We start from the raw sequence: 26,101 nt of genomic DNA, 5'->3' as shown, positions 1-26,101 counted from the left end.
TAATCAGTCTTCTTTGTTGACAACCTTGATTCCGAGAACTTCAAGGCTTTCGTCGTCAACCTCTGCCGGACACGCAGACATAAGCTCGCTTGCATTCTGAACCTTCGGGAATGCCGTTACATCACGGAGGCTGTCAGCCTTGCACATCAGCATTGTAACACGGTCAAGACCGATACCCATACCACCGTGCGGCGGTGCGCCGTATTTGTAGGCTTCAACAAGGAATCCGAACTTTGCTTCGATTTCTTCATCGGTGAGCTTCAAAGCCTTGAACATCTTCTGCTGGAGTTCATAGTCTGTGATACGCATTGAACCGCTTGAAAGCTCAACACCGTTGAGTGTGAGGTCATAAGCCTTTGCAATAACCTTTGACGGATCTGTGTCAAGGTACTGCAGGCACTCTTCCTTAGGCATTGTGAACGGATGGTGCATTGCAAGCCATTCACCGCTTTCCTCATCATATTCAAAGAACGGGAAGTCAACAATCCAAAGGAACTTGAATACATCGGGGATAATGTCAAGACGCTTTGCAACAACAAGACGGAGTGCGCCGAGTGTTGAAAGAACCGTGCTGTTCTTGTCGGCAACGATGAGGATAACATCGCCCTTTTCCGCACCGAGTCTTTCGTAGATTGCCGAAAGCTCTTCTTCACTCATAAACTTCTTGAATGATGCGTTAGGCTCATCAACCCATCTTACATAAGCAAGTCCCTTTGCACCGATGCCCTTTGCATATTCTGTGAGCTTGTCAATTTCTTTTCTTGTGTAAACCGACGACGCATTCTTGGCAACAATTGCTCTTACAGAACCGCCGTTCTCAACTGCACTTGTAAATACGCTGAAACCGCAGTCCTTAACAAGATCCGAAATGTCCTGAATCTTCATGTCAAAACGGATATCTGGCTTGTCCGAACCGTAGCTTTCCATAGCCTCTTTGTAGGTCATTCTCTGGAAATGCTCCTCAAGGTCAATGTTTAAAACCTCTTTAAAAAGCTTTTTGAAAAAGCCTTCGTTGATTTCGAGGATTTCATCAACATCAACAAATGAAAGCTCCATATCAATCTGTGTAAATTCAGGCTGACGGTCTGCACGAAGATCCTCGTCACGGAAACATCTTGCAAGCTGAATGTAACGGTCAAAGCCCGAAAGCATAAGGAGCTGTTTGTAAATCTGCGGTGACTGAGGGAGAGCATAAAACTTGCCGTTGTGGATTCTTGACGGAACAAGGTAATCTCTTGCGCCCTCGGGAGTTGACTTGATCATCATAGGAGTTTCAATTTCAACAAAGCCGTTGTCGTGGAAATAATCTCTTGCAACCTTTGCAATCTTACTTCTCATCATAAGATTGTTGAGAAGAGGACGGCGGCGAAGGTCAAGATAACGATATTTAAGTCTTAACTCCTCGTTTGTGTTTGTATCGTCAACAATTTCAAAAGGCGGCGTCTGTGCCTTTGAAAGCACACGCATATTGCTTACAACAACCTCGATATCGCCTGTGGGGATTTCGCTGTTTTTTGAACTTCTTTCGCAAACAACACCCTTTGCGGCAAGAACAAATTCACTTCTGCATGAAAATGCCTTATCAAAAATTTCTTTGTCTGTTTTGTCATTGAATGCAAGCTGAACAATACCTGTGCGGTCACGCAGGTCGATAAAAATAAGCTGACCAAGGTCACGGCAACGCTGTACCCAACCGCAGACAGTTACCTCTCTGCCAACATCACCGATACGCAAATCTCCGCAATAATCGGTACGCTTCATTCCTGTCATAAATTCTGCCATTGTATATGCTCCTTTATATGAATCGGTCGGCATTTTTAATGTGCCTGACCAACCGAAAATTTTCTTTTATTACTTGTTTTTCTGTTCGTCTGAAAGCTGGATTTCAACAAATCTCTCCATAAAATGCCCGTCAAGAGTAACCTCGGCTGTTTCGCCTGTTTCCATATTCTTGACCTTGGCTGTGTTCTGCTCGATTTCGTTGTCGCCCAAAACGATTGAATATCTTGCGTCAATCTTGTCGGCATACTTCATCTGAGCACGAAGTCCTCTGCCGATAACATCGGTTTCGGCAATCATTCCGCAGCTGCGAACCTGTTTGATAAGCTCAAAAGCCTTAACCTTTGCGGCATCACCCATTGTTGCAATGTAGAGCATACACTCGTCATTGTCGGGAATCTCAATGCCCTGCTTATCCATTACCATAAGAAGTCTTTCCATACCCATTGCGAAACCGAGGGAGGGGAGGTGCTTACCGCCGAGCTCCTCGATAAGACCGTCATAACGACCGCCGCCGCAAACAGTACCCTGAGCGCCGATACAATCGGTTACAAACTCAAATACTGTCTTTGTATAGTAATCAAGACCTCTTACAATTGTGGGATCAACCGTGTATTCAATGCCTGCGGCATCAAGATATTTCTGAACTGCGTCAAAGTGGTTTCTGCACTCGTCACAAAGATAGTCTGTAATCTTAGGTGCGTCCTTTGCAATCTCGGAACAGATAGGACTTTTGCAGTCGAGAATTCTCATCGGGTTTTTGTCAAGACGGGAAAGACAGGTGTCGCACAGCTTGTCCTTGTAACCCTCAAAGTACGACTTCAAAGCCTTGTGATATTCCGCACGGCAGGTCGGACAGCCGATAGAATTAATCTGAAGATGAACGCTGTCAAGCTGAAGTCTGTTGATTACGGAGCTTGCAAGGCTGATAAGCTCTACATCGGCGGCAGGGTCCTGTGTGCCGTACTCCTCAACACCGAACTGGTGGAACTCACGAAGTCTGCCTGCCTGTGGCTTTTCATATCGGTAGCATGAAACAAAGTAGCTTGCCTTAATCGGAAGTCCTTCGTTTTCAAGAGCGTGTTCAAGAACGGCTCTTGCCGCACCGGCTGTACCCTCGGGGCGAAGTGTTACGCTTTCGCCGCCCTTTGTGTCAAATGTGTACATTTCTTTCTGAACAACATCGGTTGTCTGACCGACACCACGGGCAAAAAGCTCTGTGTGTTCAAACACGGGAGTTCTGATTTCTCTGAACCCGTAGGAGCGAGCCTCCTCACGCATAATCTTTTCAACAAACTGCCATTTGTAGCTTTCCTTCGGAAGAACATCTTCCGTGCCCTTGATTTTCTTGGTTATAAGTGCCATTTTTTCCTCCGAAAATTACAATCTTTTATAGAAAAGGGAAACGAAAAAATTTCCCTAAAAAACACAACAATCGGGCAGTATTACACCACCCGATATGTAAAGCGAAAATAATTAAATTATTTGAGAATATTTCTCCAGTCAAGGTCGCCTCTTTCAAGACCGTGGATAAGCACCTCGGCAGTTGCAATGTTTGTTGCAACCGGAATGTTGTGCATATCGCAAAGACGGAGCATATTCATATCGTTAGGCTCGTTCGGCTTTGGATTGAGCGGATCTCTGAAAAAGAGAAGCATATCAATCTCATTGCACGCAATTCTTGCCGCAATCTGCTGACTTCCGCCCTGAGAGCCTGCAAGGAATTTCTGAATTGTAAGACCTGTTGCCTCTGACACCATTTTGCCTGTTGTGCCGGTGGCGCAAAGGTTGTTGCGGCTGAGAACACCGCAGTAAGCAATGCAGAACTGCACCATCAGTTCCTTTTTTTCATCATGAGCTATAAGGGCTATATTCATATACATTTCCTCCAGACATTTATTTCATATCAAATTAGTTTCAAAACTTTAACTCAAAATACCCCGCACAAACTACCCCTTGAAGGCAAGCGGAACATGCTTTCCCTCAAGTCTTTGTGCAAGACAGTCAAAAACAGACGCCGCCGCGCTCCAGTTAAGTCCGGCAACACCTCGCTGAACAATTACTGAAATACGGATATCAAACGGCACAAGAGCAATAAGCTGTGTCTGTGTTGCGTCAATAACGCTGTCGAGGTCTTCATAAAAACCGAGCTGTGTAAAAAGCTTTCGGTCAAAGCGGTTGATGACAAGTCGTATGTTTTTCTTTCCCATTGATTCAAGCTTTCTTCTCACCTTAACCGCACCGCGCACACCCGTCGGCTCCGCATTGGTAACAATCAAGGCTCTGTCGGCAGGCGCTGCCGCAGTTTCAAAGCCTGAGCCGATTCCCGCAGGGGAATCAATAAGAACAAAATCAAAGCTGTCTTTAACAGAATCGACAAGCTGAGTAAACACCGAGGGACTGAGTTCGTTTTCGGTGTCAAAGGGAGCCGCCATAAGGTACAGGTTCTCGTTATTTTTACTTTTGTAAATTGCCTCACCGAATGTACAGTTACCGCAAACGGCATCCGACGCATCAAAAATTATGTCCTGCTCCATATCGAGCATAATGTCAAGACCGCGCATGCCGCAGTCACAATCAATAAGCAAGACTCTTTTGCCCTGCTTTACAAGAGCAACGGAAAGACAGATACACACAGTTGACTTGCCTGTGCCGCCTTTTCCCGACGCTACAACTATAACATTATCCATAATAAATTCTACCTCTGCTATATTCTATCACAAAATCCGTCAAAGAGCAATAAACGAACAGTAATTTTATCAGCCAAAATTTTTGTTGATATTTTAGTGATAGTTAATAAAATTATTCTTCATTTTTAACGGTTTGCACAATAATTTCATTGATTTTTAATGCTAAAAGCAAAAATAAGTTTTTTATTGTTTAGGCACTCAGCCATATTATGCGGTCAAAAATTCTTGGTTTTGTTTTAACACAGTGTATTTACAACCGTAATTTCAACTTTTATTTAAAATATGCGTCCAGTAAATCCTTTGCAACCTGCATTGAATATCTGCCCTTTGCACCGTGTTCGATTACAACGGCAATTGCGACCTCGGGCTTTTCATACGGAGCATAGCAAATGAAGGTTGTATGGTCGGAACCCGAGTTTTCAGCCGTACCTGTTTTGGCGGCAACCTTAACTTTATAATCACCGAACATATAGTTTGCCGTGCCGTTTTCGTCCTGAGTAACGCCGAGCATCGCCTTGCGAACAATATCAAGATTCTTCTTTGAAATTCCGCATTCACCGTAACTTTCAACCTCTGTCGATTTTACGGTTTTCGTCCGCTCATAATTTGTAACCTTATCAACAAGGTGTGTTTTGAGCCTCTCGCCGTTGTTGGCGATTGTCGCAACATAGGTTGCAAGCTGAACGGGAGTAAATGCGTTGTCGGACTGACCGATTGCGGCTGAAACTGTGTTGCCGACCTGCCAATCTGTGCTGTCTCTGCCTGCAAGAGTTCCCTTTGATTCCTCAATTTCAACGCCTGTGTATTCGCCGAGTCCGAACTTCTGCGCATACAGATACATCGGTTCAATTCCGAGCCTTCTGCCCGTGTCGGCAAAAAAGTAGTTGCACGATTGTTCAATTGCGCCCGTAACATCAAGACTGCCGTGATAGTGCATACATCTTACCACATTGGTGGGGTAAAAATCATAGTCCTGTTTGCAGTAGATTTTCGTTTTATCGGTTATGATTTTCTCCTCAAGAGCCGCACCCGCAACACACGGCTTAAACACCGAACCGCAGGCGAATGTTCCGACTGTTGCACGGTTATACATCGGAGAATTTTTGTTTTCGGAAAGCTTGACATAGTACGAACCGTATTCGCTGTACCTGTTCAAATCGTATGTAGGATAGCTTGCCGCCGCAAGTACCGAAAAATCCTTGACCGACAACATTACAACTGCACCTGTTTCACAGTCCTCACCGTTATTTTTCTGCCCTGATTCCTTGCCTGCCTGTTTTGCCGCTTTGACATTTTCTTCAAGCGACTTTGCGGCGGTTTTCTGCAATTTTGAATCAATTGTAAGGTAGACCGTGTTACCCGGTTTTGCACTCTCGGTTTCAATGCTTTCAACAAGAGTTCCGTCGGCATTTCGTTGAATAACCCTTGTTCCGCCCTTGCCCTTGAGGTCATCTTCACAGGCAAGTTCAATTCCGAATTTGCCTATCTTATCATTATAGGAGTAGTCCTTACCATCTTTTTTCAGCTCATTGTATTCATCTTCCGACAACGAACCGAGTGCACCGAGGATGTGCGGTGCAAGGTCGGGAACAGATGCACCTCGTGTGAGGTAGGTCTGAATTTCAACACCGCTCACACCCTGAGTATTTTCGCTGACGGCATTCACGGCACTTCGGCTGATATTTTCGGCAAAAACATACGGGTTTGAATTTGAATAATTTTCAAGTTCCATATTGTAATGAATTGAAACGAGCGTTGTTTTTTGACTTAGACTTAACCTGTCGGAAATTTTGTAGCGTTTTAAAAGTGCGTCAAAGCAATCATCGGCACTTGTGTTCCTGTCCATATCAAGAAAATCCGATGACAGAAGTTTTTCCGCATCTTCTTCACGGCTTGTTTTATAAACGCAACTGCCGTCCGAGCCGACCGAAATCGGCAATGAATCTGTTCTTGCATCTCCCGTTTTTGTGAGAATATCAGCGAGTTCAAGTAAAATTCCGTCAAGCCTGTCCTCCTCAATATAAAGCTTATTGAGAACTATTTTATACTTTGTGGTGTTTACAACAAGACCTACACCGTTGCGGTCAACGATTTCGCCCCTTGTTGCGTCGGTTTTTTCGGTATATCCCGTTGATTTTGCGGCAAGGCTCTTGTAGCTTTTTCCCTGTACAAGCTGCCAATCGGCAAGCCTGACTGCAAAGCCTGCAAAAATTGCGGCTGTTATTATTATGCAGACGGTTGTTCTGCTCTTTTTACTTTTTTTGCCGTTTTTTCTGCTTTTGCCGAATCTCATACCGAACCTCCCTTTCACAAAGATTAAAGATTTTTGTTTAAAAATGCCGTAAGAAAATACAGCGGAATTGTCACGGCGAATGTGTAAAGTATTCTTGAAATGTAGTGCCGTACAAACAACACGCAACCGCTGTCAAGCCCTGCAATCAAGACGAACAGCAGATAATAAATCAGCATTACCGTCATCACCGCCGCAAACGAAAACACGATAACGGTAACAAATGACGGTACAAAATATTTGCTGAATACAAAGTTTTCCGCATAGCAGACAATCGTAAGTGCAAAGGCAAAATAGCCGATACTGCCGTCAAATGAAATATCCGTCAGCACACCGCACAACGCACCGAAAATTACCGACGGCAAAGTGTTTTCAAAAGAGGCAATGCAGAGTGCAAGTGAAATCAACATAAGCGGTCTGCCGCCGAAAATTTCGGGAATTATAAAACCCGAACCCTGAAAAACATACAAAATTATTAACAGCAGGGAATAGCCGAAAAATCGAAAAAAAGTTCTTGAAGCTCTCATCATTTTTTAACCTCGCCCTTGCCGTCAAAATCGGTAATAATTGCGGCAGAAGTCACGGTGCGGATGTCCTCATACGGCTCAACAACAGCATAGCGTGTTGTGTCATAGGAATTGAACTTCAGTTCTTTAACCTTGCCGATTATGAGATTTTTCGGATAAACTCCGCCTGTTCCCGAAGTTACAACAATGTCGCCTACTTTGATTTTGTTGTTCTCTGCAATCTTCGTCAGACAGGTGAGATTATCGTCACAATATTCAGCGTTTCCGCTTATGATTCCGTTGTCGGAAGTCTTTTTATCAATTGCAGACGCTTTGGTGTCGGGCGAAAGAATTGTTCTTACCCGACAGGTTGTGAGTTCAACATCACTCACCCAGCCGATAAGACCGTTTTCCGTGATTACGGGATCATTTTTTTCCACATTGTCTGTTGACCCCTTGTCAAGAGTGAACGAGTAGAAATCATCGTTTGCATCCCTTCTCAGCACACCGGCAGGAAGAATATCGTAGGACGGATTTTCCTTTTTCAGCTCATAATATTTCCACAGCTTTGCATTTTCTTCCTTGGCGTCAAGGTAGTCAACAAGCTGTTCACGGAGTTCGGCATTTTCCTTTTTAAGCTGTTCGTTTTCTTTTTCAAGTTCTTCCTTTGATTTGTCGGAAGACGCCGCACCTGCGGTCAGGGTTGAAAGCCCTTTTGTAACCGTGTTTACCGCACCCGAAAAAAGGTTGCTGCCGTTATGAGAGAAAACACTCATCACAGTTAGTATGACGAGTGTAATTATCAGAATTTTTGAGTTTTTATTATGTAAAAAATTTCTCATATCTCATATTTATATTACAAATACGGTCGGGCGGTAATTTTAAAAATCTGCCCGACCTTGCTTTGTCAATCTTTATTATCTGTCGTGCTTGTACTGCACGCCGAGCGGCTTGCCGAGTCTTTTGCCTGCACCGTCAACAACACAGTCAAGCGGTCTTTCGGCAATGTGAACGGGCATACCCGTCTGCTGCATAACAAGCATATCAAGTCCCTTGAGCAACGCACCGCCACCCGTGAGCATAATACCGTGGTCGATTATGTCGGCAGAAAGCTCAGGCGGAGTTTTTTCAAGAGTTGTCCTTATTGCTTCAATAATTGTTGCAAGCGGATCGGCAAGAGCCTCTCTGACCTCGGCTGAGGAAATTGTAATATCCTTCGGAAGTCCGTCAACAAGGTTTCTGCCCTTGACAACAAGGTTTTTTTCTTCCTCACCCGGATATGCGGAGCCGATTTTAATTTTGATGTCTTCGGCAGTTCTTTCACCGATGAGAAGATTATATTTTCTTTTGACATAGGTTGAAATCGCCTCGTCAAACTTATCTCCGGCAACCCTTACGGAACAGGCTGTAACAATGTCACCGAGAGAAATTACGGCAACCTCGCTTGTGCCTCCGCCGATGTCAACAACCATACTTCCGCACGGCTCGTCAACAGGCATACCTGCACCTATTGCGGCAGCCATCGGTTCTTCGATAAGAACAACCGGAGGCTTTGCACCTGCCTGATATGCGGCGTCCTCAACAGCCTTTCTTTCAACCTCGGTAACACCCGAAGGCATACAGATTATAACCCTCGGCTTGCTGAAAATTCCGGGCTTTACCGCCTTTTTGATAAAGTGCTGAAGCATTTTTGCGGTTATTTTAAAATCGGCAATAACTCCGTCCTTGAGCGGACGAACCGCAACTATGGAACCGGGAGTTCTGCCAATCATTTCTTTTGCCTGTGAGCCGACTGCAAGAACCTCGTCGGTACGCATATCAACTGCGACAACGCTCGGTTCACGCAAAATTATTCCCTTTCCTTTAAGACAAACAAGAGTGTTTGCAGTTCCGAGGTCAATTCCTATATCCTTTGAAAATGAAAACATCCCACAGCCTCCTTCTATGCTGTAATACCCAAATGTATTTTACTTAGACAGTATATACTTATCATATATCTTTTCGCAATTAAGGGCAATGATAAATTGTCGAAATTTTTTTATTTTTTACCCGTTGAGCCAAAACCGCCCTCACCGCGCTCTGTGTCGCCAAGTTCCGTAACTTCTTCAACATCACACGGAACAACGGGAGCAATGACCATCTGACAGATTCTTTCAAACGGCTCAATCTCATAGGGCTTGTCCGAAACATTGCAAAGACCTGCGCAGATTTCTCCGCGGTAGTCGCTGTCAACAACACCCACACCGTTTGAAAGGCAGATGCCGTGCTTGATTCCCAGACCGCTTCTTGCATAGAGAAATGCGGCAACGCTGTTGTCGGGAAGTTCAATTGCTATGCCTGTCGGCACAAGCACAAGCTGACCCGGATTGATTGTAATTTTTTCGTCAATGCAGGCATATAAATCCATACCCGCAGAGCCGTTTGTGGCTCTTTTTGGAATTTTTGCATTGTCTTTTACTTTTTTTATTTTGATTGTCATAGTTATCATCCTTCATTTCCTGCATTTTTTTGCAGGAATTATTCATTTGTAATTTTATTTTTCTATTATAAAATTATTTCACGGAAAATAAGATTTTTTTATTTTCGGGAAAGGAAAATTCAGCTTTTCAACAAAACAATAATGATTATTTTAACATTTTCAACATCTTAATTAACACCCCTGCGATATAATCCGTATGTTAATTTCTCTTTCAACATTGAAATAAGGCTTGATTCGTTAAGACTTTCAACGGTTTCAACATAGTTTTCAACAGTAAATCTAAAAATGTTAAAAGATGTTGAAAATGTTAGCAATTGTTTATCCGAAACAAAAAGCAAGTCGCAATTCAAAACTTCGGTACAGTTTCCGTCACATTTCAGTAAAAATTGTTTGCCTATTCTGTCCTTCATTTTTGACTGATTTTTGCAGGATTTACATTCTATGCCTGCGCCCCTGACAGGGCAGCTTCTGCAAAGCATAAGAGGGAGATAGCCGTAGCTGATAATTCCCCTCGGGATGTTGCCTCCGAGTGCGTTAATACGCTTAAAATTGAGTTCAAAACTGAGTTCTGCATCCTTGATTCCGTATTCCTCCGCCCACAAAAGGTCGAGAGTATTTACAAAATTCATTCCGAAACCCGAATGAAGTGTGAAACCGAGATTTTTGGCAATGTATAATGCTCCGAGATTGTTGCAAAGCACATCGGATATGCCGATTTCTTTCATCTCGGAAAGCTTTTTTGCAATCGTATCTTCCCGTCCGAACATTCCTCTCGGAATTTCAACACCGATGCTAAAGCCCTCGTTTTTGAGCCTAACAAGCTCCCTTTTGTCGGCAAAAAGCGGAACAAAAACAAGCTCGCATTTCTTAAAAGCATCGGAAAGCTTTGTCTGAGGCACTCTTGCACGGGTGGATTTTTCCACAGGCGGTGTGAATTTAGGAAAAGTTATTTCGTAATCACGGTTGATTTTGTAGTTGTGAACAACACTTCTCGCTGTGTCGAGTTCATTAAGAACATCTCTTCGCAAGGAATTGAGAACCGACAGCGGAATTGAAATGTTATCATCAATATTTATGTTCACATCGGTGGGATTATATGCCGTTGAGCCTGTTTTTTTAAGCTGTTTTTCGCATTTTTCTTTGTCAAGAGGTCTGTTGATTGCTTTTTCGGTTACGGTATCTGAAATCTTTTTAACGGTGTGAACTCCGTCAGAAGCGACTAAGACGGGATTTTCGCCGAGTTTTGCCGTAAAATCAAAGGTTATTTCAACATTTCCGATTTCGTCCTTGTAGGAAGAACGGATTGCCGAAAACAGCTTTTCATCGGCAGAAACAACATCCGATTTTGTTCTTGTGCCGAACATATGACTTCCCGTTTTGCCGATGTAATAAGCGTCTGTAAAGCCTGTTCGTGAAAAAACTCCTCTGAGCATTTCCTGAGTTTTGTCGCTGATAAAGCCGAAATCACGCTGTTCAACACACGCCCTTACTGCGGCTGAAACATACTCGGGGCGTTTCATTCTGCCCTCAATTTTAGCCGAGGCAACTCCCATATTTTGAAGCTCGCCGAGGTAATTTACAATGCTGTTGTCTTTAAGACTTAAAGCGTGACCGCCCTCTTGATTGTTTACGGAAAACGGAAGTCGGCACGGCTGTGCGCAGGCGCCGCGGTTTCCGCTTCTTGAGCCTATCATTGCGCTGAGGTAGCATTGTCCCGAAACGCACATACACAATGCACCGTGAACAAAAACTTCGAGTTCAACCGGAATTTCACAGCATTTTTCAATTTCTTTTTTGCTCATTTCACGGGCAAGGACAACACGCTTGAAGCCCATTTCATAAAGTGCCTTTACACCCGATGCAGTGTGAATACTCATCTGGGTTGACGCGTGAAGCGCAAGCTCGGGAACAAGCTCGTGTGCAAGCCTTGCTACGCCAATATTCTGAACAATGAGTGCGTCAACATCAGCCTCTGCGGCTGAAATTATGGCTTTTTTCAGCTTTTCAAGCTCGTCGTCAAACACAATCGTGTTGATTGTGACATACACCTTTACACCGTGAATGTGACAGTATGCCGTCGCTTTCTTTAGTTCTTCATCATCAAAATTTTTCGCTGATGAGCGGGCGGAAAATGACTTTTCACCGAGATAAACCGCATCCGCTCCGCTCCTTACGGCGGCAATAACGCTGTCAAAGCTGCCTGCCGGAGCAAGTATTTCTATCTTTTTCATTTCTTATCTTCATCAAACAGAGAGAACTGCGTCATAGGAACATAACCGAGAAGCTCCTCGTTACGCAATTCCTGTTCTGTTTTTTTAGCCTCGTTTGACAGAACATTTACAGGTATATTATCTGACTGCTCTGTTATGTTATTTTTAGCGCTTGAAATCTTTTTTCCCTTTGGAACTGAATTTGTTTCAGGCTCAGATTTTTTCGACTCGGCTTTTTCTTCGCTTTTCTCAACACTTCCGAGCTTTTCTTTAAGCTGAGAAACCTCATGTCTGAGAACCGCAATTCTCTTTTCAAGTTCTCTGTTATTCATAGTAAGTCTTGTATTATCATTCATCGACTCGGTAAGCTTATCCCTGTATTCCTTGCAAAGTCTGTTGAGTTCATTTGTCTGCTGAATAATTTTGTCAGCCTTTTCAACATAGTCCTTGTTCTTCTTAACAGCCTTGTTGCGGTCGTCACAAAAGTTAAGTGCCGCAAGAATTGCACAGTCGCGGGTATCAAGCTGTTTTGTGCTTTGCGCAACCTTTCTGATGTGGGATACAACCTCATTTGCAACCTTATGAACATACTTTTCATCATCTGTTGTTATAAGCGAATAGTTTCTGCCCTCAATCTGAACGCTTATCTTCTTTTTTTCCATAGGAATACATCTCCCTTAAATAGCTTTTTCGTACTCAATCGACTTTTTTACACAAGTAATCATCATATATTATAATATAAAACAAAAGATAATAAAAGAGCAAAGAGAAGATTGTTTGAATATTTTTTTAATTGCACGGCTTTTAGCGATTTTATTCCAATTTCGACCTATTTTGGTTGAATTATTTATTCTTTTGTGATAAAATGAAAATCGCGTCATTTTGGCGGATTTGTCTTAATTTCCGAATAACAGGGCATAACCGCCAAAACAAAATCTATATTTCGGAATATATTATTATGGGAAGTGATTATATGCCCGTACCGTTTGATTCACGAAAAATTTACTACCGTTCGCCGTTTGGTGCGGTTGAACAGGGTACCGAGATTCATTTCAGAATTCTTTTGCCAAAGACAGAGCATACACAAAAAGCACAGCTGTGCGTAAAATACGATTACGATTACAACTGGGAATTTACCGAGCTTATCTGGTGCGGTAAATTTGACGAGGATACCGAAATTTGGGAGTGTGACTTTACTCCCGAGAAAATCGGTCTTTACTGGTACAATTTCAAGCTCACCGGCATTGATAAAACAAGATATGTTATTCCGTCCGAACCGTACAAGGTCAGCACAATTGAAGACTATATGGGCAGAAGCTGGCAGATTACATGCTACAAAAAAGGCTTTAAAACTCCCGACTGGCTTGTCGGCGGAATTATGTATCAGATTTTTCCCGACCGTTTTTATTTCAGCGGTGAAGAAAAGAATATAAAGCGCACTGACTTCAAACGCAACAAGGATTGGTATGCTCTTCCTGAATGGAAACCCGATGAAAACGGAATAATTAAGAACAATGATTTCTTTATGGGCGACCTCAAGGGAATTACAATGAAGCTTGATTACCTTGAAAGCCTCGGTGTAAGCTGTATTTACCTTAATCCTATCAGTGAGGCATACTCAAACCACCGTTATGATACGGGCGACTATTCAAAGGTTGATTCGATTCTCGGAACAGAGGAAGATTTTAAGCACCTTTGCGCAGAGGCTAAAAAGAGGGGAATACACATTATAAATGACGGTGTATTTTCTCATACCGGAAGCGACAGCGTTTACTTCAACCGTTCGGGCAGATACGGCAAGGGCGGTGCGTATAACGACAAAAATTCGCCGTATTTCAGCTGGTACAAATTCAACGAATGGCCGAACAATTACCAAAGCTGGTGGGGCTTTGACACTTTACCCGAGGTTATTGAGGAAACTCCGTCATTCAACGAATATATCAACGGCAAAGACGGCATAGTCAGAAAATGGATGAAATGCGGCAACTCGGGTTGGCGGCTTGATGTTGCAGATGAACTTCCCGATGTATTCATTGAAAATCTTCGCAAATCCGTTAAGGACGAAAATCCGGACGCATTTCTCGTCGGTGAAGTGTGGGAGGACGCAAGCAACAAGGAAAGCTACGGCGCAAGAAGAAAGTTCTTGCTCGGCGAACAGTTTGACTCCGTTATGAACTATGTGTTCAGAGATGCAATTCTTAACTTCTGCAAAGGTCAGCACGGCAAATACACAATGGATCAGATTATGAGCGTAATCGAAAACTATCCCCGTCCTGTTCTCAGAGTGCTGATGAATTCACTTTCGACTCACGATACCGAAAGAGCAATCACAGTTATGGCAGGCGAACCGCTTGACGGCAAGGACAGAGAATGGCAGGCTAACACTAAGCTTGATGACGAGCATAAAAAACTCGGTGTAAAGCTGCTCAAGGTTGCAAGTGCAATGCAGTTTACTCTCCCGGGATTTCCGTGTATTTATTACGGTGACGAGGCAGGAATGGAAGGATACCGTGACCCGTTCAACCGCTGCTGTTATCCGTGGGGCAAGGAAAATAAGGAACTCATTGAGTGGCACAAAAAGCTTGCAAATGTAAGAAAAAGCTGTTCGGCATTGTGGGACGGTGATTTTATAAATGTTCTTTCGGAGGAAAGAAGAATTTCATATATCCGCCACGACAAAGATTCCGCTGTTTTCTGCACATTCAATCTCTATGATTATGAAGTCGAGGCAAAAATGCCGCCCGGATATGCAGACGGCAAACCTGTTTTCGGTTCAAAGCTTGAGAACGGTATACTCACAATTCCGCCTATGTCCGCAGAATTTGTAGTTATTGAACTCGATACATGATATATGTAATGTAAAACAGAATAAAGTATAATTACAAGCGACAGAAATTAAACTGTCGCTTGTTTTGTTGCGGTATTTATATGCTTGTTATTATTTAATTTACCGACTTACTCATCTTCCGTTATCGGCGGAATAAAGCATTCTATCGCACTGCGAAGCTTGGGATGACGAATGACAAAATGGATTGCAGGCGTTTTTCCTTTGGACACCATCACCCATTGTCCCTCGTGAATTATAATTTTCAGATTATTAAATGCGTGCGCCGTACTGCACTTTAATGTGTAATTCGGGTTCTGCTCTGCAAAGGCCATTGATTCTTTCAAATGGGCAGTATATTCCTCTTCGTTATACGGAATATCCTCTTCACAAAATATACCTGAAAGTTCCAGCATGGGAGGACTTTTCGTAAAATTTTCCTGTACAAAATCAGGTATCTCATCTTCAATTCTTTCGGTTTCAAGAATTTTTTTCATTCGCTTTCTTTGTGTTTTTGCGTACTCTTTTATCTTTTCTTTTAGCTCTGCATTAATATTGTTCCGTGTAAGAATACGGTTGAGAAGTTCATCGCTTATTGTGTATAACGGCAGAGAGGACAGAATACTGCGGCGTTTGCCTGCTGTTTTTATATCGGCAAGAAGAAAGGCATTCAGCTCATTTTTTCGTTCACTGCGGTAAATTTCCATTAAAGGATAGGCATTTTTCAGCATTTCCTCGGCTCTTTTTCGGTAATATTCCACCTCACGCTTTACCTTTGTCAGATAGTATTTACCGTCGGAATGGTATCCGGCAACAGCTTCGCCCGAAAGTGCGGCGATTCCCGACACCTTCAAAAAATGCAGAAAGACATCATTCGGAGCATTCTTGAAATAGTAGGGAGAAATCTGCCCTGTCATATACATCGGTATCCAGCTTTCAAGGCCAAGCATCATCTCATCAAAAGAGCGGTCAAGATTATGTATTTGATGAAGATGCAGTCCTTTTTTTAGCATCATCGCCATACCGAACATCCATTTTTTGGGGAACTCCGGATCCTTTGCCATTTCTTTCATCGGCATATCGCTGTACATTATCACAGGGGCTGATGATTTTGAAAGCACGGTTGATTTCAAAAAATCAAGCTCGCTCTCCATCATTTCTTTAATACCGAAATATGTCTTGGAGGACGGAATCTGAAACGGTACGGACGGAACTTTCAGCTCATCAAACTTGATAACCTTGATATATTCGTTCAAATCAAAGTCATCCAGCTTGCTTAAAAATTTTGAAACGCTGTTGCTTTCGGCTTTTTGCACGGGCTGTTTCAAAAGCCAGCTTTTTATTTTTGCGTATCGAACCGACAAATCATAAATTTCATCAATATCACAGCCAATCAATTCTGCAACGGCGGCAATTTCGGACGGCATCTGCATTGTTCTTGTTACAAACGAAGCAACCGCAGATGCAAAACGCTCGGCATCTCCGGGCTTTCTTGAGCCGTTACGAATGCGAAAAATAGCAGACGCGTCATAGTTAGTGTACTGACACAACTGCGTCAGATTGACATTGAGTGCAGAGAGAAGTGTGTTGAAATTTTTCCGCAGTAACTCCTTGTCTGTAGATACAAAATCATCGCAGCTTACAAACGCTTTTTTCACAGCGTCAGCGGTGATTTGTAACTTTCCTTTTTGTGCGGAAATCTGTGCCAGCGCACAACATAAATCCTCAAAAGACTTTGTTCCAAGCTCCGGTACTCGTTCGCCGTTTCTGTATCGGCTGAAAGATGCCGCAGAAATGCCGGATAAATTACAGATATCTTTTCCCGTACAGGACAACTGCTCGATATAATCGTTTAATTTTTCAGAAAATTTCATAGATATCACTCCAATCGAGTTTGTTTATCAATAATGTTATAAGAGTATATTACAGAATAATTCCAAAATAGTCAATTGACTTTTTTGGAATTATGGTAAAATTGTGCGTAAAATATGCTAAAATAATGGTGAAATCTTTGACAGGTATACGGGGTTGTTTTTCACAGCCAACCTGCCAATATGGCGGTAACGGACGGTAATAATACCAAACGGATACAGCCAAAAAACATTTTATGCGGCATTAGCCGTTGAAAGGAGAAGATGAATATGAAAAAAACAAAACCAAAAAAGCTGTTGACTGTTCTGCTGACCTTGTACCTGGCACTATCCATTGTGCCGATTACGGCATATGCCGGTGTAACAGATGTGATCGGAGACAATACCACTAAACCCTATAGCCATTTCTATCACACAAAGGTTGAAACAACTGCGCAGGTCACCATTAAAGATGCAGACGGCAATGTGGCAGAAACAACAGAAGTGACCAAATCAGGGGATTTCGTTGAAGGCAATTTTAACAGTGATGCGGTGCAGGCAGAAATCAAAAGAATTGATGATGAAATCATTGCACAATTTTCTTCGCGAGGAAATATTACCACTGAAAACCGTAATAGCACATTTATTCTTGATCATTTTGAGAGTAGTAATATTATTACACCAGATGGCGATATACTCGTCGGCGATCAGGATGCTCTCGAAAACGCAGCTTCCGGAAGTGTGAATAAGAATATTGTTGTTCATCAATATCAAGTGTATCAAACAACCTATGACCTGATTGTGCAGGAAAACAATCAGCCGGCAAGCACCATCACCTCTGCCGTTGTCAAGAATGTGAAATTCAACTATCAGCCGGGTGATGCCCCACAGGCAACCGCCGAGGTATATAATGCCGATGCCGATAAATATGAAATCGCTTATGAATGCTGGCAGGAATTCGAAAACAACGAACCCGTTGCCGCCTGGTATTCCGACAACGGCTCACACGGCTCTCTGCCGACCATCACAGAATTTGAAAGCGGCAAGCGTTATGTGTATTCCCTTATGCTGAAGCCGAAGGATGGATATTCCTTCAGCAACGAAACCGCCGTTACAGTGAATGGGGAAAGCGTAAAATCGAGTCTGAGTGGGGAATACCTGTATGTCCCTGCTGTTAAAACGATTACACCGACAAAACAGAATACTGTCATTACCTCCGCCGCCGTGGAAAATGTGAAGTTGGACTATAAGGACGGCGAAACCCCACGCACCACAGCCACGGCAGCAACCGCAGACCGAGATAAATACGATATTCTCTATGAATGTTGGGGTAAGCTGGAAAAAACCGATGAGTACACAACCAAATCCGTGGCATACTGGTATTCAGACGAGGACTATTGTCCCTCAGGTTATGCAGATCTTACCTCCTTTGATAAGGATGGCAAGTATGAATATTCCGTACGATTGGAAGCCAAAGACGGCTACATCTTTAGTGACAGCATTTCAGCCGATGATATTACCCTCAACGGCAAAAGTCTGCCCGAAGGCTCATTTGCTATGACGCTGGATGACAACAGAACCTGTGTTGTGACCTACGGTATGAATATGCGCCCCGGTCAGGCTGTAGAGAAAATTGACTTTATTGCTCGTACCAACTTTAATGCCGGCGACAAACCGAGCTTTATGACCAGCGCCGTGGATCCGTTTATTGATCTCGACCATGAGCGGTGGGACGCCAATGATGGCAGTGGCTATGGCATTACCTCCAGCGACTACTGGAACGAGCGTTACAACGGCAAGCTCATTACGGAATTTGAAGCCGGAAAGAGTTACACCTATGGCGTATATTTCAAGATTTCCGACTTGGGCATGGAAGAGGGCTACCGCTTTGATAAGAACACAAAACTCTATATCAACGGTGAAGAAATCACCCTGACACCCGATCAGATCAGTATAGACGATAGCGGCGAAACCATTTGGTTCATGAATGTATTGACCATGACGCCGACCACCGTGAAAGTTATTGATGTGGTGGAGATCAATGACGCCACTGTCAGCTTTAAAGATGGTGATAAGCCTGTATTCACAGGAACGGTGCCTAACGACGCTCCGTATGCATTCCGTTGTGAGTGGTGGAGCTTAGACGAGAATACCGGCATAGTTTCTACAGAGCCGGAGTGGGGCAGCGACATTTATACTAACAAGATCACCGCTTTTGAAGCCGGAAAGACCTATCATTACGGTGTATATGTGGTGGCTGTGGGCTATGTTGAAAGCGAAAATACCACTTATGTATTCGGACCCAACACCAAGCTGAAGATCAACGGCGAATTTGTGAATTATAAGCGCTATGAAGGCGATACCAGCGATGGTTCTGACGGTACTATGTGGGTTCTCACTGATCTGACAATGACTCCTGCCGCAGACGGACATACACACAAGTACGGTACGGAATGGAAGTATGATGAAACAAATCATTGGCACGAATGTGAGTGCGGCAACAAGGCTGATATAACAGCTCACAACTTTAAATGGATTGTTGACAGGAAAGCCACTACTACCGAAAAAGGCTCAAAGCATGAGGAATGCACCGTCTGCGGTTACAAAAAGACTGCCGTTGACATTCCGAAAATTGATTCTCACAATCACAACTACGGCACGGAGTGGAAATATGACAGCACAAATCATTGGCACGAATGTGAAGACGGCGAAAAGGCTGACATAACCGCTCACAACTTTAAATGGATTATTGACACGGAAGCCACTACTACCGAAAAAGGCTCAAAGCATGAGGAATGCACCGTCTGCGGTTACAAAAAAGCTGCCGTTGATATTCCGAAAATTGATTCTCACAACCACGACTACGGCACGGAGTGGAAATATGACAGCACAAATCATTGGCACGAATGTGAAGACGGCGAAAAGGCTGACATAACCGCTCACAACTTTAAATGGATTATTGACAAGGAAGCCACTACTGCAGAAAAAGGCTCAAAGCATGAGGAATGCACCATCTGCGGTTACAAAAAGACTACCGTTGATATTCCTGCAATCGGTTTTGGTAGCAGTTCGGATGACAAAGCAAATAAGCCGACAAACACCGTTTCTTCCGAAAGCAGTTCTGCTGACCAACTAAACAACACGGCGAATACTGCCTCACCGAAAACCGGCAATAGCGGTAATATAATTTTATGGATTGCTTTGCTGTTTGTCAGCGGTGGCGTGTTTATTACTGCAACGGCTGTTGACAGAAAGAAAACGAAAAACAAATAACAGAACAGATTAAACTATAAGGCGGCTATCGTTTTCGATAGTCGCCTTGTCTTTTTGCAAAATTCACTTTTAATTTGCGTTTGTTGTTATCTGGGTTGCATTTGCCACATAGCTTTCATACTCGTCAATGCCCCAGTTTTCCTTTACATCTTCCGAAATTGGAAAAGTGCGGAACAGCATTGTACTGCGTTCGCTGTCCCCTTTATCCTCATTCATACTCAAAGCGTACACATTGCCGTTGTACCATAGTTCATTTGTATTTTCAAAGGTTGTGCGATAAAAAATATCCTGAATTGTATCGACCTCGTCAATGCCCATTCCGCTCACGGCAACAGCCATAACAGCACTCTTCATTAAGATTGTGTCGCTGTTATTTTTCTCGTTTTCAATCGAAACAAAGTTGCTCATTGTTGTGCCAAGACCGATATTCATAATATAATTTGTCTTTGTTTCAACCGAGGCTGTAAGATTGATTTTGTCGGCATCATAGTAATAGTACTGATATTCCGTACCGTTAGCGTCATCCTGCGGACTGCCAAGCATTTTCCATCCCTTTGGATTTATCATATCCAGACTGCCCGTTTCTTTGAGCATCTCATTATAGTTATGAGTAAACTCCTCAAGTGTGATTGCATAACACATTCCGTTTACATTTTCGCTCTTTTGGCGAATGTTCGGGTTCTTGCTTATTTTTGCCTCATCAAGAGTAGAAATTTTATCGGGTGCATCTACAACACCCGAAACATCAGCCTTTGACTTGTCAGAACAGCCAAAAAGTGACAGCAAAAGCATAACGGCAACAATCAAAGCTAAAGATTTTTTCATCAAATCACCAGATTTTCATATGTGTCAAAAACTCCACTTAAAAAAGTGGAGTTTTCTTATTTTTGCTAATTATTCTTTCGTATTTTCTTCGGTTGATTCAGAAGTTTCACCCTCGTTATTTTCGGAAGCTTCTTCTGCAACCGTTTCTGACGATTCACCATTTTCTGCGTTATCTTCGCTCTCGGCTGATTCATCGTCTTCACCGTCAATATGGGGAACACGGGCGATTGTTACAACCTTGTCGTTACCGTTCACCTTCATCACGGTTACACCCTTTGACGGGCGGGCGCAAACACGGATTGATTCGGCTGCAATTCTGATAATAATGCCTTCTTCCGAGATGATAATAATATCATCGTCAAGGTTTACCACCTTGATAGCGGCAACATCGCCGTATTTTTCAGTGTGGTAGTTGGTAAGACCCTTACCGCCACGGCTCTGAACACGGTAATCATCTGGACTTGAAAGTCTGCCGTAGCCTGTTTCGGAAACTGTGAGAACAAGACCGCCGTCACGGACAACGCTCATTCCGACTACGCAGTCGCCCTCTTTGAGAGCCATTGCCTTAACTCCTCGAGCCTGTCTGCCCATTGCACGGATGTCGGTTTCGTTAAAGCGGATAGCCATACCCTTCTTAGTGGCGATAATAACCTGACTGTTGCCGTCAGTCATTCTTACCCACGCAAGCTTGTCACCCTCGTTGAGTTCAAGAGCAATAAGGCCGCCCTTTCTTGAGGTGTTGTATGCATTGAGTTCAATACGCTTGATAATGCCCTGACGGGTGACCATAACAAGGTATTTTTCCTCGTCAAATTCAGGCACTCTTATCATCGAAGTTACCTTTTCATCGGGCGAAATCGGCAACAGGTTTGCAATGTTCACACCCTTTGACTGACGGCTTCCCTCGGGAACTTCATAGCATTTAAGGCGATAAACTCTGCCCCTGTCGGTAAAGAACAGAACATAGTCGTGTGAATTGATTACGAACATTTCAGCCGCAACATCCTCCTCACGGCGTGACATACCCGATACGCCACGGCCTCCTCTGCGCTGAATTTTGTAGGTATCGGCAGAAAGACGCTTTACATATCCAAACTGTGTAAGTGTAAGAACGCACTCCTCCTGCGGAATAAGATCCTCAATATCAACCTCACCGCTTACAGCACAAATTTCTGTTCTTCTCGGATCGGCATATTTATTACGAATCTGCATAATTTCTTCTTTTACGATTTCAAGCTGTCTTGACTCACTTGCAAGAATTTCGAGATATTCTTCAATCTTTGCGTGGAGGGCTGCAATCTCGTCCTCAATCTTAGTCTGCTCCATATTTGTGAGCTGTCCGAGACGCATCTGAACAATAGCCTGAGCCTGAACATCATCAAGACCGAAACGCTCCATAAGACCTGCTTTTGCACTTGCAGTATCCTTGCTGTTTCTGATGATTTTGATTACCTCGTCAATAAAATCAAGCGCAATCTTCAAGCCCTCAAGAATATGAGCTCTGTCACGGGCTTTTTTGAGGTCAAAATCAGTACGGCGGCGAATAACCTCAGCCTGAAATTCAATGTAGCATTGGAGCATTTCCTTGAGTGAAAGAATTTTAGGCTCGCCGTCAACGATAGAGAGCATAATTGCACCGAAGGTTGTCTGCAACTGTGTGTATGAGAACAGCTGGTTAAGGACAATCTGCGGTGACGCATCTCTCTTGATGTCAATTTCTATGTGCATACCCTTACGGTCGGAGTGGTCTTCAATATTTGAAATACCCTCAATTCTCTTGTCCTTTACGAGGTCGGCAATGTTTTCAATAAGTCTTGCCTTGTTGACCTTGTACGGAAGCTCCGTAACGACAATTTTATATCTGCCGTTTTTAGCTTCGATAATTTCAGTCCTGGCTCTTACGGTGATTTTTCCGCGGCCTGTTGCATAGGCGGCACGAATACCGCTTCTGCCCATAATTATACCGCCTGTCGGAAAGTCGGGACCGGGCATACACTCCATAATCTCGGCAAGTTCAGCGTCGGGATTATCAATGAGAGTGCAGACTGCGTCAATTGTTTCACCGAGGTTATGCGGCGGAATTTCGGTTGCCATACCAACGGCAATACCGCTTGAACCGTTTACAAGAAGATTTGGAAAACGGCTTGGAAGAACAGTCGGCTCTTTAAGACGGTCGTCGTAGTTTGACATAAAGTCAACCGTGTTTTTCTCGATATCCGTGAGCATTTCAAGAGAAATTTTGCTCATTCTCGCCTCTGTATAACGGTATGCGGCAGGCGGATCACCGTCAACCGAACCGAAGTTACCGTGACCGTCAACAAGCATATATCTCATGGAAAAATCCTGTGCAAGACGAACCATTGCATCATAAACCGAGGCATCACCGTGCGGATGATACGAACCAAGCACCTGACCTACAGTATCGGCACACTTGTGGTACGGCTTTGACGGGTCAAGACCGATTTGATTCATTGTGTAGAGTATTCTTCTGTGAACAGGCTTAAGACCGTCCCTGACATCGGGCAATGCACGGGAAACGATAACGCTCATGGAGTAGTCCAAAAAGCTTTTTCTCATTTCATTTTGCAGATCGACATCAATAATTCTTGCATCCTTGTTCTGATTCTGTTCGTTATCCATATTCTTTCCTCGCTTTTTAAGCTCTTGTTACTGTCTGTTCAATAATTTATAATAATGTTATTTTGCGTTTTTTGATTAGTTTAGCGTGTAATTTTGTTTCAGTAGGGGCGTTCATTGGACGCCCGCCTTGATGAAACGATTTGTTTTACACATATTTTTTGATGTGATGAAAAGTGTGTATGAATTTGGTCGGGAAAATTTATTTTTTAATTTCACAAACTATATTCTCGAATTGGGTGCAGCGACACGCTGTTAGAAGTGTTTTACTGCAGCTGAAATGCCTTCATAGAGTTTTGGAAAGCGTTTTTTTATACTTGTGGGGCGAAATGTTTTGGAGTCTACAAAACCGTGTTCGGTTGTACCGTAGCCTAGCTCGGTTTCCGAGCCGTCCTTTTCAATACGCTTTACCGTGTATGTAAAAATAATTCTTGCGGCTGTGATAGTCTGCACCCAAGTGCGGATAATCAGCTCGTCCTCATAAAGGGCAGGGATTCCGTAATGACAGCTCAGGTTCAAGAGCGGAGTCATTACACCTGCGTTTTCCATATCCGTATAGCTGATTCCGAACATTTTGATATAGTCGTTTCTTGCTATTTCGTACCAAATCGGATAATTTGAGTGGTGTACAATTCCCATTTTATCCGTTTCTGCGTAACGAACCGTAATTTTTGTTCTTGCGTGCATAAAATCACCCCGTTTTTTTATATTTTGATTAACCGTAATGTATCAGACATCGAGATTCTGTACATACTTTGCATTTTTCTCAATGAAATCTCTTCTCGGCTCAACCTTGTCACCCATAAGGATTGTGAAGGTTTCGTCTGCCTGTTCTGCATCGCTGAGATCAACACGGAGCATAAGTCTTGTTTCGGGATTCATTGTTGTTTCCCAAAGCTGCTCGGAGTCCATCTCACCAAGACCTTTGTATCGCTGAACCTCGGTTTTGCCCTCAATCTGTGCCAAAATTTGGTCACGCTCAAGGTCCGAATACGCATATTTATGCTCTTTGCCCTTTGTAACTCTAAAGAGCGGTGGCTGTGCAATATATACATGACCTTCTTCAATGAGCGGACGCATATATCTGAAAAAGAAAGTTAGAAGAAGAGTTCTGATATGCGAACCGTCAACATCGGCATCCGCCATAATAATAACCTTGTCATATCTGAGCTTTGAAATATCGAACTCATCGCCTATGCCTGTTCCGAGTGCCGTAATAACCGGCATCAGCTTGTCGTTTCCGTAAACCTTGTCGATTCTTGCCTTTTCTACATTGAGCATTTTACCCCAAAGAGGGAGGATAGCCTGGATTCTTCTGTCACGGCCGCCCTTTGCGGAACCGCCTGCAGAGTCACCCTCGACTATGAAGATTTCTGTTTCGCTGCTGTCTTTTGACTGACAGTCGGCAAGCTTACCCGGAAGCTGTGCGGAGTCAAGAGGAGATTTTCTTCTTGCATTTTCTCTTGCTTTTCTTGCAGCCTCTCTTGCTCTTGACGATGCAAGCGCCTTTTCAAAAATTACCTTTGCAACGGCAGGATTCTCTTCGAGATAAACCGAAAGCTTATCCCTCATAAGGCGGTCAACCATTGCTCTTACCTCGGTATTACCGAGTTTTGCCTTGGTCTGTCCCTCAAACTGAGCCTCTTTGAGCTTTACGCTGACAATTGCGGTAAGTCCTTCACGAACATCTTCACCGCTGAGATTCTTATCATTATCCTTCAGTTTTCCGAACTTTCTTGCATAGTCATTCATAACATAGGTGAGTGCTCTTTTGAAGCCTTCTTCATGAGTACCGCCGTCGGTTGTATGAATGTTATTTGCAAAAGTGAGCAGATTTTCGTTATAGCTTTCATTGTACTGCATTGCAATTTCAACTGCAATTGTATCATCTGCATTCCTTGACGCAAAGTAAATTACATCGGGATGAATAACTTCAAGAGAACGCTTTTTGTGAATGTACTCAACAAAGCTCCTGATACCGCCCTCATAGACAAAGTTATTCTGAATAATATTTTCAAGATCACGCTCGTCACGAAGTTCAATGTGAACGCCTGCATTAAGAAATGCCTGCTCACGAAGTCTTCTTTCCAAAACGCTGTAATCGTAAACCGTGGTTTCTCTAAAAATTTCGGGGTCGGCTTTAAAGCGTACTTCCGTACCCTTAACATCAGACTTGCCGATTTTTTGAAGGTCGGTTACAATTTTTCCTCTTTCATAACGCTGAAAGTAAACATCCTCGCCGTCACAAACCTTGACTTCGAGCCACTCGGAAAGTGCGTTTACAACAGATGCACCTACGCCGTGCAAACCGCCCGAAACCTTGTAACCGCCGCCGCCGAATTTACCGCCGGCGTGGAGAACGGTGAATACAACCGTTACGGCAGGGAGTCCGGTTTTGCTGTTCACGCCGACAGGAATACCACGACCGTTATCGGTTACCCTGATTATGTCGCCGTCTTCGATGACAACATCAATTTTTGTACAATAACCTGCAAGTGCTTCGTCGATTGAGTTATCTACAATTTCGTAAACAAGGTGATGAAGTCCTCTCGGACCTGTTGAACCGATGTACATACCGGGGCGCTTTCTGACTGCTTCAAGTCCCTCAAGAACCTGAATTTCATCAGCTCCGTATTCCTGTTCAACCTTTGACAGCTCCATACCCTCGGATTCGCCGTCAAATTCAACCAATTCTTCAGCCTCAAGCTCTTTTTCATAGTCTTCGTCAACGGCTTCAT

The 26,101-nt window shown here is 43.5% G+C and carries 18 protein-coding genes; 2 read left to right on the top strand and 16 right to left on the bottom strand.

What is annotated here, in order from left to right; translation table 11 throughout:
- Positions 1 to 3: 3 nt before the first annotated feature.
- The 11 genes from aspS to QDI94_RS07960 form a co-directional block, all read right to left on the bottom strand.
- A complete protein-coding gene (gene aspS, locus QDI94_RS08010) occupies positions 4 to 1,782 on the bottom strand; it encodes an aspartate--tRNA ligase (protein WP_278868216.1) in 1,779 nt (592 codons plus the stop codon).
- 69 nt (positions 1,783 to 1,851) lie between these two features.
- Positions 1,852 to 3,144 carry a histidine--tRNA ligase gene (gene hisS / locus QDI94_RS08005; RefSeq protein WP_278868214.1) on the bottom strand — a complete coding sequence of 431 codons (1,293 nt, stop codon included), beginning with the start codon at positions 3,142 to 3,144 and terminating at the stop codon, positions 1,852 to 1,854.
- A 116-nt stretch (positions 3,145 to 3,260) separates the two neighbouring features.
- Positions 3,261 to 3,656, bottom strand: a complete 396-nt coding sequence (gene mgsA / locus QDI94_RS08000) for a methylglyoxal synthase (protein ID WP_015523032.1) — start codon at positions 3,654 to 3,656, stop codon at positions 3,261 to 3,263.
- A gap of 72 nt (positions 3,657 to 3,728) precedes the next feature.
- Positions 3,729 to 4,469, bottom strand: coding sequence for a septum site-determining protein MinD (locus QDI94_RS07995; RefSeq protein WP_101028327.1), 741 nt, complete (start codon positions 4,467 to 4,469; stop codon positions 3,729 to 3,731).
- A gap of 271 nt (positions 4,470 to 4,740) precedes the next feature.
- On the bottom strand, positions 4,741 to 6,762 hold the full coding sequence (locus tag QDI94_RS07990; protein WP_278868213.1) for a peptidoglycan D,D-transpeptidase FtsI family protein: 2,022 nt from the start codon (positions 6,760 to 6,762) through the stop codon (positions 4,741 to 4,743).
- Between the two features lie 23 nt (positions 6,763 to 6,785).
- Entirely contained in the window at positions 6,786 to 7,289 is a 504-nt protein-coding gene (locus tag QDI94_RS07985) for a hypothetical protein (protein ID WP_021883872.1), read from the bottom strand.
- On the bottom strand, positions 7,286 to 8,107 hold the full coding sequence (mreC, locus tag QDI94_RS07980; RefSeq protein ID WP_278868211.1) for a rod shape-determining protein MreC: 822 nt from the start codon (positions 8,105 to 8,107) through the stop codon (positions 7,286 to 7,288). Before mreC ends, QDI94_RS07985 begins: the two co-directional genes overlap by 4 nt.
- A 75-nt stretch (positions 8,108 to 8,182) precedes the next feature.
- A complete protein-coding gene (locus QDI94_RS07975; protein ID WP_176789927.1) occupies positions 8,183 to 9,193 on the bottom strand; it encodes a rod shape-determining protein in 1,011 nt (336 codons plus the stop codon).
- Between the two features lie 110 nt (positions 9,194 to 9,303).
- Positions 9,304 to 9,744: a dUTP diphosphatase gene (dut, locus tag QDI94_RS07970; protein WP_101028322.1), complete on the bottom strand. Its 441-nt coding sequence runs from the start codon at positions 9,742 to 9,744 to the stop codon at positions 9,304 to 9,306.
- Positions 9,745 to 9,911: 167 nt separating this feature from the next.
- Complete coding sequence (locus QDI94_RS07965) at positions 9,912 to 11,975, bottom strand: U32 family peptidase (protein WP_278868208.1); 2,064 nt, start codon at positions 11,973 to 11,975, stop codon at positions 9,912 to 9,914.
- Entirely contained in the window at positions 11,972 to 12,616 is a 645-nt protein-coding gene (locus tag QDI94_RS07960; RefSeq protein ID WP_101028320.1) for a cell division protein ZapA, read from the bottom strand. Before QDI94_RS07960 ends, QDI94_RS07965 begins: the two co-directional genes overlap by 4 nt.
- A 296-nt stretch (positions 12,617 to 12,912) precedes the next feature.
- On the opposite strand from QDI94_RS07960, the gene QDI94_RS07955 reads away from it, so the two are divergent.
- Positions 12,913 to 14,802, top strand: a complete 1,890-nt coding sequence (locus QDI94_RS07955) for a glycoside hydrolase family 13 protein (protein ID WP_278868205.1) — start codon at positions 12,913 to 12,915, stop codon at positions 14,800 to 14,802.
- Positions 14,803 to 14,909: 107 nt separating this feature from the next.
- Here the strand turns inward: QDI94_RS07955 and QDI94_RS07950 are convergent, their stop codons facing one another.
- Complete coding sequence (locus tag QDI94_RS07950) at positions 14,910 to 16,652, bottom strand: hypothetical protein (protein ID WP_278868203.1); 1,743 nt, start codon at positions 16,650 to 16,652, stop codon at positions 14,910 to 14,912.
- A 267-nt stretch (positions 16,653 to 16,919) separates the two neighbouring features.
- Here QDI94_RS07950 and QDI94_RS07945 point away from each other — a divergent pair, with 267 nt between their 5' ends.
- Positions 16,920 to 19,901 (top strand): hypothetical protein, encoded by a 2,982-nt coding sequence (locus QDI94_RS07945; protein ID WP_278868201.1) that lies wholly within the window; start codon positions 16,920 to 16,922, stop codon positions 19,899 to 19,901.
- A gap of 69 nt (positions 19,902 to 19,970) precedes the next feature.
- On the opposite strand, the gene QDI94_RS07940 is transcribed toward QDI94_RS07945, so the two are convergent.
- From QDI94_RS07940 to gyrB, 4 genes are all read right to left on the bottom strand, one after another.
- Positions 19,971 to 20,726, bottom strand: a complete 756-nt coding sequence (locus tag QDI94_RS07940) for a hypothetical protein (protein WP_278868200.1) — start codon at positions 20,724 to 20,726, stop codon at positions 19,971 to 19,973.
- A gap of 69 nt (positions 20,727 to 20,795) precedes the next feature.
- A complete protein-coding gene (gene gyrA / locus QDI94_RS07935; protein WP_278868199.1) occupies positions 20,796 to 23,366 on the bottom strand; it encodes a DNA gyrase subunit A in 2,571 nt (856 codons plus the stop codon).
- A gap of 252 nt (positions 23,367 to 23,618) precedes the next feature.
- Positions 23,619 to 24,050 carry an acyl-CoA thioesterase gene (locus QDI94_RS07930; protein ID WP_278419477.1) on the bottom strand — a complete coding sequence of 144 codons (432 nt, stop codon included), beginning with the start codon at positions 24,048 to 24,050 and terminating at the stop codon, positions 23,619 to 23,621.
- Positions 24,051 to 24,092: 42 nt separating this feature from the next.
- A complete protein-coding gene (gene gyrB, locus QDI94_RS07925; RefSeq protein WP_278868724.1) occupies positions 24,093 to 26,024 on the bottom strand; it encodes a DNA topoisomerase (ATP-hydrolyzing) subunit B in 1,932 nt (643 codons plus the stop codon).
- Positions 26,025 to 26,101: the final 77 nt, after the last annotated feature.

Origin of the sequence: Ruminococcus bromii, assembly GCF_928721825.1 — a bacterium.
Taxonomy (GTDB): Bacteria; Bacillota; Clostridia; order Oscillospirales; family Acutalibacteraceae; genus Ruminococcoides; species Ruminococcoides bromii.
The sequence above is the reverse complement of the archived record's forward strand: the minus strand, read 5'-3'. Positions and strand labels throughout refer to the sequence as shown.

What these genes read in the sequence shown, in the direction of transcription:
- aspS (WP_278868216.1), bottom strand. Translation starts at nt 1,782, where the DNA reads ATGGCAGAATTTATGACAGGAATGAAGCGTACCGATTATTGCGGAGAT.
- hisS (WP_278868214.1), bottom strand. Translation starts at nt 3,144, where the DNA reads ATGGCACTTATAACCAAGAAAATCAAGGGCACGGAAGATGTTCTTCCG.
- mgsA (WP_015523032.1), bottom strand. Translation starts at nt 3,656, where the DNA reads ATGAATATAGCCCTTATAGCTCATGATGAAAAAAAGGAACTGATGGTG.
- QDI94_RS07995 (WP_101028327.1), bottom strand. Translation starts at nt 4,469, where the DNA reads ATGGATAATGTTATAGTTGTAGCGTCGGGAAAAGGCGGCACAGGCAAG.
- QDI94_RS07990 (WP_278868213.1), bottom strand. Translation starts at nt 6,762, where the DNA reads ATGAGATTCGGCAAAAGCAGAAAAAACGGCAAAAAAAGTAAAAAGAGC.
- QDI94_RS07985 (WP_021883872.1), bottom strand. Translation starts at nt 7,289, where the DNA reads ATGATGAGAGCTTCAAGAACTTTTTTTCGATTTTTCGGCTATTCCCTG.
- mreC (WP_278868211.1), bottom strand. Translation starts at nt 8,107, where the DNA reads ATGAGAAATTTTTTACATAATAAAAACTCAAAAATTCTGATAATTACA.
- QDI94_RS07975 (WP_176789927.1), bottom strand. Translation starts at nt 9,193, where the DNA reads ATGTTTTCATTTTCAAAGGATATAGGAATTGACCTCGGAACTGCAAAC.
- dut (WP_101028322.1), bottom strand. Translation starts at nt 9,744, where the DNA reads ATGACAATCAAAATAAAAAAAGTAAAAGACAATGCAAAAATTCCAAAA.
- QDI94_RS07965 (WP_278868208.1), bottom strand. Translation starts at nt 11,975, where the DNA reads ATGAAAAAGATAGAAATACTTGCTCCGGCAGGCAGCTTTGACAGCGTT.
- QDI94_RS07960 (WP_101028320.1), bottom strand. Translation starts at nt 12,616, where the DNA reads ATGGAAAAAAAGAAGATAAGCGTTCAGATTGAGGGCAGAAACTATTCG.
- QDI94_RS07955 (WP_278868205.1), top strand. Translation starts at nt 12,913, where the DNA reads ATGGGAAGTGATTATATGCCCGTACCGTTTGATTCACGAAAAATTTAC.
- QDI94_RS07950 (WP_278868203.1), bottom strand. Translation starts at nt 16,652, where the DNA reads ATGAAATTTTCTGAAAAATTAAACGATTATATCGAGCAGTTGTCCTGT.
- QDI94_RS07945 (WP_278868201.1), top strand. Translation starts at nt 16,920, where the DNA reads ATGAAAAAAACAAAACCAAAAAAGCTGTTGACTGTTCTGCTGACCTTG.
- QDI94_RS07940 (WP_278868200.1), bottom strand. Translation starts at nt 20,726, where the DNA reads ATGAAAAAATCTTTAGCTTTGATTGTTGCCGTTATGCTTTTGCTGTCA.
- gyrA (WP_278868199.1), bottom strand. Translation starts at nt 23,366, where the DNA reads ATGGATAACGAACAGAATCAGAACAAGGATGCAAGAATTATTGATGTC.
- QDI94_RS07930 (WP_278419477.1), bottom strand. Translation starts at nt 24,050, where the DNA reads ATGCACGCAAGAACAAAAATTACGGTTCGTTACGCAGAAACGGATAAA.
- gyrB (WP_278868724.1), bottom strand. Translation starts at nt 26,024, where the DNA reads ATGGAGCTGTCAAAGGTTGAACAGGAATACGGAGCTGATGAAATTCAG.